The organism is Clostridium sp. Marseille-Q7071 (assembly GCF_965112025.1).
In genome coordinates, this window is sequence record NZ_CBCOPR010000001.1 from 644,493 (window position 1) to 657,177 (window position 12,685).

Here is a 12,685-nt window from a genome sequence, read left to right on the forward strand (position 1 = left end):
TTAATTCCTACTTTCATAAAGAAATTTATACATTTGCAATGTATATTTTATACTTAATTTGTAAATATTTAAATATATATTACATATTACATAATCGTTATATTAAAAAAATATTGACATAGAATAATTATAAGTTTATACTTTGATTATCAAAATATTTGAATATCAAAATAAAGGAAGTAGAAAAATATGAAACAATCTTCTTTAAAAAAACAGGTATTAAATGAATTATTAGTTCAAACTTTTAATGACATTTTGAAAATAGAACAAAAAGCATTAGCAGAAAGTGTTTTAAAGGATTTATCTATAACTGAAACACATACCATTGAAGCTATAGGTATGTATGAGGTTAAAACTATGAGTGAAGTTGCACAAAATTTAAAAATCACTGTAGGAACTTTAACTACAGCAATAAATAAGCTTGTAAAAAAGGGATATGTTGAAAGAAATAGATGTGAAGAAGATAGAAGATCTGTAAAGATAAACCTAACTAGAAAAGGTAAGCTTGCTTATAGAATACATGAAAAATTTCATCATGAGATGATAAAAGCTACCGTTGAAGGACTTTCACAGGAAGAAGAAGATGTTTTAATTAGATCCCTAGAAAAGCTTAATGAATTTTTTAAATCTAAATATTAGACTTTATGAACGGGGGTTAATAATGAAAAACGTTCAAATTTTAGGTACAGGAAGTTATGTACCTAGCAATATAGTAACTAATGATATGTTGTCTCAATATGTAGAAACTAGTGATGAATGGATAGTTAGTAGAACTGGAATTAAAACTAGATATATATCTAAAGATGAAACTACAACAGAGCTTGCTATAAATGCAGCTAAATTGGCATTACAAGATAGCAATACAACAGCAGATGAAATAGAGTTAATTATAGTTGCTACAATAACGCAAGATACATTAACACCATCAACAGCTTGTAATGTTCAAGCGGCAATAGGTGCTAAGAATGCTATGGCATTTGATATATCTTCAGCTTGTAGTGGTTTTATATATGGTATAGATATTGCAAGCCAATTTATAAAAAATGGTGCTTACAAAAAAGCTTTAGTTATAGGTGCAGAAGTATTATCAAAAATAATTGATTGGAATGATAGAAGTACTTGTGTACTTTTTGGAGATGGTGCTGGTGCAGCAGTAATTGCTACAGGTGATGAAGTTGGTATAACTTCTGTTCAATGTAAGGCTGATGGTAGCAAAGGAGAGTCACTAACTTGCTCTGCTGTAGATTTAAAGAACATATATAATGCTGGCACTAAAGATTTTCACGATAAAGTTGTAATGAATGGCAAAGATATATTTAAGTTTGCTGTAGCTGTATTAGAAAAATCCATAGAAAGAATTTTAGTAGAAAACAATCTTAATATTGATGATATAGACTATATTGTACCTCATCAAGCTAATTTTAGGATAATTGAGGCAGTATCTAAAAGAAAAAATTATGATATTAATAAATTTTATATGAATTTAAGTAAGTATGGCAATACTTCAAGTGCAAGTATTATATTAGCACTTGATGAACTGAATAAAAAAAATTTACTTAAAAAAGGAAGTAAAATTATTATCATAGGATTTGGTGGAGGCCTTACCTATGGTAGTGCATTAATAAATTGGAGTAAGGTATCTAAATAAAAAGATTATATGGAGGAATAAAAATGGTATTTGAAAAAGTTAAAAAAATAATAGCAGATCAATTAGGATTAGAAGAGGCTGAAGTGACATTAAATTCAACTTTTAGTGATGATTTAGGAGTAGATTCATTAGAACTATTTGAAGTAATTATTTCATTAGAGGAAGAATTTAATATAGAAATTCCTAATGAAGAAATAGAAGACATAAAAGATGTTAAAGGTATTGTTGATTATATTGAAAAAAAGATAAATAATTAATATGTATAGCTTCTCAGTTATAGCTGAGAAGCTTCCACAATTGTACATTTTAAACTGTAAATTGTGCATTAAAAATTGTGGCAAAACCACAATTTTATTTTTATAGGAGGAATAGATATGAGTTCTACAATTTGTGAAATGCTAAATATAAAATATCCTATAATTCAAGGAGCGATGGCTTGGATTGCGGATAGTTCACTAGCAGCAGCAGTTTCAAATGCTGGAGGTCTTGGGGTTATAGCGGCAGGAAATGCTCCAGCAGAGCATGTAAGAGAAGAAATAAGAAAGGCAAAACAGCTAACAGATAAGCCTTTCGGGGTAAATGTTATGATGCTTAGTCCTCATGCAGAAGATATAGCTAAATTAGTTTGTGAAGAAAGAGTAAAAGTAGTTACAACTGGTGCCGGAAATCCCGGTAAATATATTGCAATGTGGAAAGCTCATGGCATAAAAATTATACCAGTAGTACCTTCTGTTGGATTAGCAAAGAGAATGGAACGTTATGGAGCAGACGCTGTAGTAGCAGAAGGATGTGAAGCTGGTGGACACATAGGAGAACTTACAACTATGGCATTAATTCCACAGGTTGCAGACGGAGTAAATATACCTGTTATAGCCGCTGGTGGTATAGGTGATGGTAGAGGTGTAGCAGCTGCATTCATGTTAGGAGCTAAAGGAGTACAATTGGGTACTAGATTTCTAGTTGCACATGAATGTAACGTACATAAAAATTACAAAGAAAAAGTTATATCTGCAAAAGATATAGATTCAACAGTAACAGGTAGAAGTACAGGGCATCCTGTTAGAGTGTTAAAAAATAAATTGGCTAGAGAATTTCAAAAGCTTGAAAAAGAAAATGTATCTCCAGAACAATTAGATCAATTAGGAAGAGGTGCATTGCCAAAAGCTGTTATAGAGGGAGATATTGATATGGGTTCTGTAATGGCAGGACAAATAGCAGGACTTGTAAGCAAAGAACAAAGCTGTGAAGAAATAATAAAGGAAATTTTTGAAGAAACATATAAGGTGATGCTTAACTTTAGTCATTATTAATAGGAGGAAATTATGGGTAAAATAGCTTTTATATTTCCTGGGCAAGGTTCTCAGTATGTAGGAATGGGAAAAGAACTTTATGAAAATATAGATATATGTAGGGATATATTTAATATAGCTAACGAAAAATTAGGGTTTGAAATAAGTAAACTTTGTTTTGAAGGACCTATAGAGGAACTTAGCATTACAGAAAATACTCAGCCAGCTATATTAACTATGAGCATAGCTTGTCTTAAAGCACTAGAACATTATGGAATAAAATCTGATATAGCAGCAGGATTAAGTCTTGGAGAGTATTCAGCACTTATTTATAGCAATGTTATAAAATTTGAAGATGCAGTTAAATTAGTTAAAAAAAGAGGAAGATTCATGCAAGAAGCAGTACCAATAGGGCTTGGTGGAATGTCAGCTGTGTTAGGTTTAGAAGAAAATATTATAAAAGAAATTTGTAATGAAGTAAGTAATGAAGGTATTGTAGAACTTGCTAACTTAAATTGTCCAGGACAAATTGTTATAGCAGGAGAGATAAAAGCTTTAGAAAAAGCATCACAGTTATGCAAAGAAAAGGGAGCTAAGAAAGTGGTACAATTACCACTTAGTGCACCTTTTCATACATCAATGCTAAAAACAGCAGCGGAAAAATTATCACTAGAACTTGATAAAATAGAATTTAATTCAATGAAAATTCCTGTAATAACTAATATGACTGGAGATTACATAAATGAAAATGAAAACATCAAAAATATTTTAAAGTTACAAGTTATGAGTTCAGTTAGGTGGGAGGATACCATACGAGCTATGATAAGAGATGGTGTTGATACTTTTATTGAAATTGGACCAGGTAAGACTTTAAATGGATTTGTTAAGAAAATAGATAGAAAATTAAAGATACTAAATGTGGAAGATATATCTTCTTTAGAAAATACAGTAAAAAAAATAAAGAGCTAATAGGAGTGAGGAATATGTTACAGGGAAAGAATGTTGTAATAACAGGTGCAAGTAGAGGTATAGGTAGAGCAATAGCATTAAAATTAGCTTCTTTAGGTGCTAATATAGTCTTTAATTTTAAAAATAGTATTAATAAAGCTGATGAGCTTGTAAAAGAAATAGAAGCTTTAGGTGTAAAGGCTAAGGCAGTTCAAGGTGATATTGCTAAACTAAAAGATGCAGAAGAATTAATTAGGATTTGTAAAGAAAATTTTGGTTCTGTAGATGTGCTAGTAAACAATGCTGGAGTAACTAAAGATAATCTTGTTATGAGAATGAAAGAAGAAGACTTCGATATTGTTATAGATACAAACTTAAAAGGTACATTTAATACCATAAAGCATGCAACTCCTATTATGATGAAACAAAGAAGTGGAAAGATTATCAATATAAGTTCAGTAGTAGGTGTAGTAGGAAATGCAGGGCAAGCAAACTATAGTGCTTCTAAAGCAGGGGTTATAGGACTTACTAAGTCAGTAGCTAAAGAGCTTGGCAGCAGAGGAGTAAATGTAAATGCAATAGCACCAGGATTTATAGAAACAGATATGACAGAGACTTTAAAGGACAATATTAAGGAAAACTTACTTAATAACATACCATTAAAAAAGTTAGGTAGTAGTGAGGATGTTGCAAATTTAGTAGCTTTCTTAGCCTCTGAACAATCTAAGTATATAACTGGTCAAGTAATAAATGTAGATGGCGGAATGGTGATGTAGAATTTATAGGAGGATGCATTTATGGATAGAAGAGTTGTTATAACAGGTATGGGAGCATTAACTCCACTAGGAAATAATTTAGAAACTTTTTGGAATAGCATTAAAGATGGAAAGTGTGGAATAGATTTTATAAAAACTTTTGATGTTTCAAATTTTAAAGCAAAAGTTGCAGGAGAGCTTAAAAATTTTAATATAGAAGATTATATGGATAAAAAAGAAGCAAAAAGAATGGATAAGTATTGCCAATATGCCATGGTAGCTGCTGAAGAAGCTATTAAAAATTCAAATTTGGATATTGAGTCTTTAAATAAAGAAAAATTTGGAGTAATTATTGGATCAGGCATAGGTGGACTTGAAACTATAACAGTTGAGTATAAAAAATTAATGGAAAAGGGACCTAATAGAGTTTCACCATTTATGATACCTATGATAATAGGAAATATAGCAGCTGGAAATGTAGCTATAAAATACGGTGCAAAAGGAATTTGTTCTACTGTGGTTACTGCTTGTGCAACAGGTACAAATGCAATAGGAGAAGCTTTTGAAATGATAAAATCTGGTAGAGCAGATGTAATTATTGCAGGAGGATGTGAAGCACCTATAGTTGATATAGCAATGGCAGGATTTTCTTCATTAACAGCACTGACAAAAAGTGAAGATCCTTTAAGGGCATCAATTCCTTTTGATAAAGAACGTAATGGATTTGTTATGGGAGAAGGAGCAGGAATTGTTATTCTTGAATCCCTTGATCATGCAAAGTCAAGAGAAGCGAGGATATATGGAGAAATGTTAGGATATGGTGTAACTTGTGATGCTTTTCATATAACTCAACCATCACCAGATGGTGAAGGAGCAGCAAGGGCTATGAAAATGGCTATAGAAGAAGCTCAAATAGAAGCAAAAGATGTTTCTTATATAAATGCTCATGGAACTAGTACTCCATATAATGATAAATTTGAAACCTTAGCGATAAAATCGGTATTTGGAGAAGAAGCATATAAAATACCAATAAGTTCAACTAAGTCTATGATAGGACATTTACTTGGAGCAGCTGGAGCAGTAGAGGCTATAGTATGTATTAAATCTTTAGAAGAAGGATTTATACCTCCTACTATAGGGCTTAAAATTCAAGATGAAGATTGCGATTTAGATTATGTTCCTAATGTGGGAAGAAGTAGAAAATTAAAATATGCACTATCTAACTCTTTAGGATTTGGTGGACATAATGCTAGTATTTTACTTAAAAAATGGGAGGAGTAATTATGGATTTTAAAAGCTTACAGCAGCTTATAAAAGCTGTTAGTGAATCAAATCTTACATCCTTTGAGGTAGAGCAAGATGGCCTAAAAATAAAAATGAAAAAAGAAATTGAAGTTGTTAATACTCTAGAGAAGAATTCATCTTCTGTTATGCATGAAACATTAGTAGATACTCAGCCAAATTTAGAAAATAATGGTAAAAAAACTATGGAAAAATCGCCGGAGAGAGTTGAAGCAGAGGCTTATTGTAGCGAAGACATATGCACTATAAATTCACCTATAGTAGGAGCCTTTTATTCATCACCTAGTCCTGATTCCAAAGTTTTTGTAGAGGTAGGAAGTAAAGTTAAAAAGGGAGATATACTTTGCATAATAGAAGCTATGAAGCTTATGAATGAAATTGAAAGCGATGTAGATGGCATTATTACAGAGATATTAGTACAAAATGAAGATATGGTCGAATATGGGCAATGTCTATTTAAGATAAAGAAGGATTAAAATTTAATAAAAAATTATTATATGGGAGGGAAAAAATTGGAAAAGAAAAGTTATGATATAAAACAAATACAAGAAATAATACCTCATAGATATCCCTTTTTATTTATAGATAAAATTGAAGAAGTTATTCCAGGTAAAAGTGCTATAGGAATAAAAAATATAACTATGAATGAATACTTTTTTCAAGGACATTTTCCTAAGGAGCCTGTACTCCCAGGAGTGATAATTATTGAAGCATTGGCACAAGTAGGTGCAGTTGCATTACTTGATACTGATGACTTTAGAGGTAAAACTGCTTATTTTGGCGGAATTAAAAATGCTAGATTTAGAAGGAAAGTAGTTCCAGGAGATACTTTAAAGCTAAAGGTAGAAATAATAAAAATGAGGGGACCTATGGGTATAGGTAAAGCAATAGCAACAGTAAATGGAGAAGTAGCTTGTGAAGCAGAGTTAACTTTTGCAGTAGGTGATTAATTTTTGAGATAGTTTATCTATAGTGGAACTTATATTTTAATTTTATAAAAAGTTAAATTTTAAATATTATTTAGGCATGCTTTTTCACATGCCTAAGCTAGGGAAGGTACAGTTATGTTTAAAAAAATATTGATAGCAAATAGAGGTGAAATAGCTGTTAGAATTATTAGAGCTTGCAGAGAAATGGGCATAAAGACTGTAGCAGTTTATTCTGAAATAGATGTGAATGCACTTCATACTCAATTGGCAGATGAAGCAATTTGTATAGGACCTGCTAAATCTAAAGATAGTTATTTAAATGAAGAAAATATATTAAGTGCTACAGTATTAACAGGAGCAGAAGCTATTCATCCCGGATTTGGATTTTTATCGGAAAATAGTAAATTTGCAAAGATGTGTGAGGAATGTAATATAACATTTATAGGACCAAGTTTTGAAAATATAGAGAATATGGGAAACAAAGCAAGGGCTAGAGAAATGATGATTAATGCTAATGTTCCTATAGTACCTGGTTCTGATGGAATAGTAGAAAATCCTCAAAGTGCTTTAGAAGTATCAAGAAAAATAGGATACCCTGTTATGATAAAGGCATCAGCAGGTGGTGGAGGAAGAGGAATAAGGGTTATAAGAAATGAAGAAGAATTCATATCTTCTTTTGAAACTGCTAAAGCAGAGGCAAAGACTGCTTTTGGAGATGATTCTATGTATATTGAAAAATTTATTGAGGAACCAAGGCACATAGAAATACAAATACTTGCAGATAATTATGGAAATACTATCTATCTTGGAGAAAGAGATTGTTCAATACAAAGAAGAAATCAAAAAGTTATGGAAGAAGCTCCAGGTCCTACTATTTCTGAGGAATTGAGGATATCAATGGGAGAAGTAGCAGTAAAAGCAGCTAAAAGTATCGGTTATAAAAATGCTGGTACCATTGAATTCCTGTTAGATAAGCATGGAAATTATTATTTTATGGAGATGAATACCAGAATACAGGTTGAACATCCTATAACAGAAATGATTACAGGAATGGATCTAATAAAAGAACAAATAAAAATAGCTTATGGAGAGAGTTTAGCATTTACTCAAGAAGATATAAAGTTAAATGGGCATGCTATTGAATGTAGAATAAATGCAGAAAATCCAAGTAAAAATTTTATGCCATGTCCTGGGCAAATAAATTATCTTCATTTGCCAGGAGGATTAGGGGTAAGGATAGATAGTTCAGTATATCAAGGATATATTATACCACCTACTTACGATTCTATGATTGCGAAGCTTATTGTATATGGAAGAACAAGAGAGGAAGCAATAAGCAGGATGGAAAGAGCATTAGGAGAAGTTATAATTGATGGAGTTACTACTAATATAGGGTTTCAATTAGAAATTTTAAGTAACCCTAAGTTTTTAAGTGGAGACTTTGATACTAGCTTTGTTACTAGTGAACTAGGTTATAACTCTTAAGAGGGGGTAACTCAATGTTTGAGCTTAATAAATTTTTTAAGAAGAATAAATATATTCAATTAAAGATAGATAATATTGATGGCAATTCATCTAAATATGAAGATAATCAAAGTAAACCTAATATACCTAATGGCTTATGGATAAAGTGCAACAATTGTGGTAAGGCACTTTATAAAGGAGATCTAAAAAATAACCACATGGTTTGTGATAGTTGTGGCTATCATTTTAGAATAGGTGCAAGAGAGAGAATTTGTCAAGTTATAGATAATGGCACTTTCATAGAATATGATAAATATATGACATCTTCAAATCCTCTTAATTTTAAAGGATATGAAGATAAAATTAGTTCACTTAGAGAGTCTACCAACATCGAAGAAGCCGTAATTACAGGAGAAGGAAAGATTAATGGTATTGATATTGTAATTGGAGTTATGGATAGCAGATTTATGATGGGAAGTATGGGATCTGTAGTAGGAGAAAAAATTGCAAGAGCTATTGAAAATGCTACAAAATTTAAAAAGCCTATAATAATATTTACAGCTTCAGGTGGTGCTAGAATGCAAGAGGGAATATATTCCCTTATGCAGATGGCGAAAACCTCAGCAGCTATAGCAAAACATAACGAAGATGGCAACCTATATATTACTGTACTTACAGATCCAACAACAGGAGGAGTAACTGCTAGTTTTGCCATGCTTGGCGATATAATACTATCTGAACCTAATGCATTAATTGGTTTTGCAGGAAGAAGGGTAATTGAGCAAACTATTAAAGAAAAATTGCCTGATGATTTTCAAAGAGCTGAATTTTTATTAAAAAAAGGTTTTATTGATAAGGTAGTAAAAAGAAACGAATTAAAAGAAACATTATCAAAGCTTTTAAAATATCATAATTTATAATTAATTAGTGATAAAACAGGAGTGAATTTTATGGCACCATTAGAGTTTGAAAAAAGATTATATGAACTTAAAAATAATATAATGGAATTAAAAAAACAAGCTGCTGAAAATGATATGAATTTAGATAATGATATACAAGAATTAGAAATTAAGCTTTATAAAATGCAAAAAGAAGCTTATAAAAACCTTACTTCTTGGGATAAGGTTAGTATAGCAAGATTGGTAGAAAGACCTACTGCCCTTGATTATATAGAGAGAGTATTTAAAGATTTTATAGAGCTTCATGGAGATAGATATTTTGGAGATGATCCTGCTATTGTAGGTGGAATTGCTGATTTTAAAGGAACGCCTGTTACAATAATAGGAATTCAAAAAGGAAAAAATACTAAAGAGAACATAATGAGAAACTTTGGAATGCCTAATGCTGAAGGATACAGGAAAGCATTAAGACTTATGAAACAAGCGGAAAAGTTTAGAAGACCTGTTATATGTTTTATAGATACACCTGGTGCTTTTTGTGGTGTAGGTGCAGAAGAAAGAGGCCAAGGAGAGGCCATTGCGAGAAATCTTATGGAGATGTCCAGCCTAAAAGTACCTATAATATCAATAGTTATAGGAGAAGGTGGAAGTGGCGGAGCATTGGCTATGGCAGTAGCAGATGAAGTGTGGATGCTAGAACATGCTATATATTCAATACTATCTCCAGAAGGATTTGCAAGTATTCTTTATAAGGATGCTTCAAAAGCAAAAGTGGCTGCTGAAGATATGAAAATAACATCAGAACATTTATTAAACTTTGGAATCATAGATAGAATAATTAAAGAGCCAATAGGTGGTGCACATAAAGATATAGAAGAAATGTCTAACAGCATATATAGACATTTAGAAGAAACAGTATTTAGATTAAAAAAAGAACCAATAGAAGCATTATTAACACAAAGATATTATAAGTTTAGAAAGATAGGAAAAGTTATTGAATAAGTATTAAGGCGTCTGAAAGCATAAAATATCTTAATTTTTAAGATATTTTATGCTTTCTATTATTTTTAGAGGAATTTTTAGGTTAAACATCTAATAATAGGTATAACCTATTACTAGATTCAATTTAAGTATCCTTTGAATAGTTGTTTTATTTCAGACACTTTATCTAGCTTGTAATAATTAAATAGCAAATGATAACAATAATTATAGCTAGGGAAATAATTATTATTAATTTTAGATTATAATTATTAATTTTAGATTATAATTATCAATTTATATTATAATAAACTAATAAATTTTGATAAAATTATAATAAGACATCTTCGAAAAATAATTTATTAGTATGACAATCTGTTTTGTAATATACTGCTTTAGAAGAAGTTGTCAAATTATCTCACATAAAATATTTGTTGAGTTTTTGAGCAGCTATTTTTGTCTTAAACACTTAAAAATTTCTAAATAATAACTATTGAAAGCTATTAAGCTCTATGGAAGGGATGATAAGATGAATAAAAATATAGTTTTAATAATAGACTCTGCTAGTACTGTAACCCTTGACTTTATAAAACAAGAAAATGTTATAGGTATAGGAATTAATTGTAGCTATAAAGGCAAAGATGTAATAGATGACTTTGGTGAAAAATTTAATCGTAAGGAATTTTATAAAGCATTGAAATCAGGAGAAATGCCTACAACATCTCAAATAAATAGTTTTAGATTTGAGGAAGTTTTTAAACCTTTAGTTAAGGAAGGCAAATCTATAATATACATATCTTTAGGTGGAGCGTTATCAGGTACTGTTGATAGTGCTAGAATGGCTGTAGAAAATATAAAAGAAGAATATGCTAATGTAGACATATCTGTTATAGATTCAATGTCTGCTAGTTTAGGAGAGGGATTGTTAGGATACTATGCTTATGAAATGATGAAGCAAGGAAAAACTAAAGATGAAATTGTAGATTTTCTAGAAGAAGCAAAAACAAGAACTCATGCCTTCTTTACAGTAAATGATTTATCACATTTAAAAAGAGGAGGAAGAATATCAAGTTCAGCAGCGGTGGTAGGAAGTCTTTTAAATGTTAAGCCTATACTGTATGTAAACCATGAGGGACAAATAGTAAGCTATTCAAAGACAAGAGGAACGAAAAAGGCAATAGCAACATTAGTTGAAAAATTTAAAGATAATATAAATCCTGATGAAAAAATAACTGTGGCTATAAGTTATGGGGATAATTATGAAGATGGAAAGCTTTTAGAAGAAGCAATAAGAAAATTTGATAATGTAGAAAAAATAATAACTAATGAAGAAGGAACTATAATTACTAGTCATACAGGACCAGATATGGTTGGATTATTTTTCATGGGAAAATTAAGAGAAAAAATTTAGTATAGAAAATATTAGTTAACAAATTATATATAGTTGCGTATATAATTAATAATAGGAATAATAAGTAGGTGGTAATTTGAGTTTTAGAAATATGGCACGTAAAATTAAGAAAAACATAATTAACCCTCTACTTAACGATGAAAAAAGCAACAAGAGAGCTGGAAAGTATAATAGAGAGGCTGCAAAAGCTTATGCTGAGATGCATGCAGAAATTCCTAATATTAATAAATATCCTTTATTTAAGGGGGATGACTGTACGAATTTTATATCTCAGGTTTTATTTGCTGGCGGTATGGAAATGAGAGGCCAAGATTATGGTAGCTATCAAAGTTGGTTTTGTTATACAAAGGATGAGAAACAATTAAAAAAAATCTCTTTGAGTTGGAGAAGTGCAAGATATTTTAAGCGATACTGGGGTAATGAAAATGGATTTGGTCAAAATGCTGCTAAGGTATTTAAAAAAATGACAGTATTAGAAGCACTGAATGACTTTAATTCATTATATGATTTTCTTGAAATAGGGGATATAGTTCAATATGGAGATCCTCAAAATTATAATCATCCTTATCACTCTCAAGTTATACATGCCAAAGAATATAATTTAGTTCTTGGTCAAAATGATTTATTTATGGCGCAACATAGTGTAAACAGAAAAGATGTGTCCTTATACGATTATTTAAAGTTATTACAAAATAAAGAAATTAGGTATATATATATCTATCATATTGAGTAAATATTATAAAATAATTAGTCAAAGATATGACGAATATTTTGTGTCATATAGAGTCATATAGATCGATAGATTTTGTTAATAAGTAGTTACATTAGTAATATGCTGATTTAGTATAATACAAAATGATTTAGTATATTGATTAGTTATTTTTAAAAAGATATCTAAAGTAGGGCTAAGGAATTTCCTTAGCTTTATTTAGACTTCAAACTTAGTAAATATCCTGATATATTTCTTATTAGTTTCAAGTTTACATAGCGAGTGAAAAAATAAGTTTCAAGTTATCATATATTAATAACTGATTTTTATTTAAAAAATTGTATTACCTTTAT

The 12,685-nt window shown here is 30.3% G+C and carries 14 protein-coding genes; all 14 read left to right on the forward strand.

The features are described 5' to 3' along the window. Positions 1–189: 189 nt before the first annotated feature. Positions 190–639: a MarR family winged helix-turn-helix transcriptional regulator gene (locus tag ACWPW7_RS03015; RefSeq protein WP_039634522.1), complete on the forward strand. Its 450-nt coding sequence runs from the start codon at positions 190–192 to the stop codon at positions 637–639. A gap of 22 nt (positions 640–661) precedes the next feature. Then, entirely contained in the window at positions 662–1,648 is a 987-nt protein-coding gene (locus ACWPW7_RS03020) for a beta-ketoacyl-ACP synthase III (protein ID WP_454052294.1), read from the forward strand. Between the two features lie 23 nt (positions 1,649–1,671). Further along, the gene (gene acpP, locus ACWPW7_RS03025) at positions 1,672–1,905 is read left to right on the forward strand and encodes an acyl carrier protein (RefSeq protein WP_291569066.1); all 234 of its coding nucleotides are present in this window, start codon (positions 1,672–1,674) and stop codon (positions 1,903–1,905) included. 117 nt (positions 1,906–2,022) lie between these two features. After that, complete coding sequence (fabK, locus tag ACWPW7_RS03030) at positions 2,023–2,958, forward strand: enoyl-[acyl-carrier-protein] reductase FabK (protein WP_454052295.1); 936 nt, start codon at positions 2,023–2,025, stop codon at positions 2,956–2,958. Positions 2,959–2,970: 12 nt separating this feature from the next. Beyond that, positions 2,971–3,906 carry an ACP S-malonyltransferase gene (gene fabD, locus ACWPW7_RS03035; protein WP_454052296.1) on the forward strand — a complete coding sequence of 312 codons (936 nt, stop codon included), beginning with the start codon at positions 2,971–2,973 and terminating at the stop codon, positions 3,904–3,906. A 14-nt stretch (positions 3,907–3,920) separates the two neighbouring features. Continuing rightward, on the forward strand, positions 3,921–4,661 hold the full coding sequence (gene fabG, locus ACWPW7_RS03040; RefSeq protein ID WP_454052297.1) for a 3-oxoacyl-[acyl-carrier-protein] reductase: 741 nt from the start codon (positions 3,921–3,923) through the stop codon (positions 4,659–4,661). A gap of 21 nt (positions 4,662–4,682) precedes the next feature. Beyond that, a complete protein-coding gene (fabF, locus tag ACWPW7_RS03045) occupies positions 4,683–5,921 on the forward strand; it encodes a beta-ketoacyl-ACP synthase II (RefSeq protein WP_454052298.1) in 1,239 nt (412 codons plus the stop codon). Between the two features lie 2 nt (positions 5,922–5,923). Further along, on the forward strand, positions 5,924–6,418 hold the full coding sequence (gene accB / locus ACWPW7_RS03050) for an acetyl-CoA carboxylase biotin carboxyl carrier protein (protein WP_454052299.1): 495 nt from the start codon (positions 5,924–5,926) through the stop codon (positions 6,416–6,418). A gap of 36 nt (positions 6,419–6,454) precedes the next feature. Then, on the forward strand, positions 6,455–6,892 hold the full coding sequence (gene fabZ / locus ACWPW7_RS03055; protein ID WP_236887416.1) for a 3-hydroxyacyl-ACP dehydratase FabZ: 438 nt from the start codon (positions 6,455–6,457) through the stop codon (positions 6,890–6,892). A gap of 114 nt (positions 6,893–7,006) precedes the next feature. Then, positions 7,007–8,356, forward strand: a complete 1,350-nt coding sequence (locus ACWPW7_RS03060; protein WP_454052300.1) for an acetyl-CoA carboxylase biotin carboxylase subunit — start codon at positions 7,007–7,009, stop codon at positions 8,354–8,356. Positions 8,357–8,370: 14 nt separating this feature from the next. Continuing rightward, positions 8,371–9,255: an acetyl-CoA carboxylase, carboxyltransferase subunit beta gene (gene accD, locus ACWPW7_RS03065; protein WP_454052301.1), complete on the forward strand. Its 885-nt coding sequence runs from the start codon at positions 8,371–8,373 to the stop codon at positions 9,253–9,255. Between the two features lie 30 nt (positions 9,256–9,285). Beyond that, positions 9,286–10,236 (forward strand): acetyl-CoA carboxylase carboxyltransferase subunit alpha, encoded by a 951-nt coding sequence (locus ACWPW7_RS03070; protein ID WP_454052302.1) that lies wholly within the window; start codon positions 9,286–9,288, stop codon positions 10,234–10,236. 505 nt (positions 10,237–10,741) lie between these two features. Continuing rightward, positions 10,742–11,623, forward strand: coding sequence for a DegV family protein (locus tag ACWPW7_RS03075; RefSeq protein WP_454052303.1), 882 nt, complete (start codon positions 10,742–10,744; stop codon positions 11,621–11,623). Between the two features lie 76 nt (positions 11,624–11,699). Beyond that, positions 11,700–12,356 (forward strand): amidase domain-containing protein, encoded by a 657-nt coding sequence (locus tag ACWPW7_RS03080; RefSeq protein WP_454052304.1) that lies wholly within the window; start codon positions 11,700–11,702, stop codon positions 12,354–12,356. Positions 12,357–12,685 lie beyond the last annotated feature (329 nt).

What these genes read in the sequence shown, in the direction of transcription:
- accD (WP_454052301.1), top strand. Translation starts at nt 8,371, where the DNA reads ATGTTTGAGCTTAATAAATTTTTTAAGAAGAATAAATATATTCAATTA.
- ACWPW7_RS03015 (WP_039634522.1), top strand. Translation starts at nt 190, where the DNA reads ATGAAACAATCTTCTTTAAAAAAACAGGTATTAAATGAATTATTAGTT.
- fabK (WP_454052295.1), top strand. Translation starts at nt 2,023, where the DNA reads ATGAGTTCTACAATTTGTGAAATGCTAAATATAAAATATCCTATAATT.
- acpP (WP_291569066.1), top strand. Translation starts at nt 1,672, where the DNA reads ATGGTATTTGAAAAAGTTAAAAAAATAATAGCAGATCAATTAGGATTA.
- ACWPW7_RS03070 (WP_454052302.1), top strand. Translation starts at nt 9,286, where the DNA reads ATGGCACCATTAGAGTTTGAAAAAAGATTATATGAACTTAAAAATAAT.
- fabG (WP_454052297.1), top strand. Translation starts at nt 3,921, where the DNA reads ATGTTACAGGGAAAGAATGTTGTAATAACAGGTGCAAGTAGAGGTATA.
- ACWPW7_RS03075 (WP_454052303.1), top strand. Translation starts at nt 10,742, where the DNA reads ATGAATAAAAATATAGTTTTAATAATAGACTCTGCTAGTACTGTAACC.
- ACWPW7_RS03020 (WP_454052294.1), top strand. Translation starts at nt 662, where the DNA reads ATGAAAAACGTTCAAATTTTAGGTACAGGAAGTTATGTACCTAGCAAT.
- accB (WP_454052299.1), top strand. Translation starts at nt 5,924, where the DNA reads ATGGATTTTAAAAGCTTACAGCAGCTTATAAAAGCTGTTAGTGAATCA.
- fabF (WP_454052298.1), top strand. Translation starts at nt 4,683, where the DNA reads ATGGATAGAAGAGTTGTTATAACAGGTATGGGAGCATTAACTCCACTA.
- fabD (WP_454052296.1), top strand. Translation starts at nt 2,971, where the DNA reads ATGGGTAAAATAGCTTTTATATTTCCTGGGCAAGGTTCTCAGTATGTA.
- ACWPW7_RS03060 (WP_454052300.1), top strand. Translation starts at nt 7,007, where the DNA reads ATGTTTAAAAAAATATTGATAGCAAATAGAGGTGAAATAGCTGTTAGA.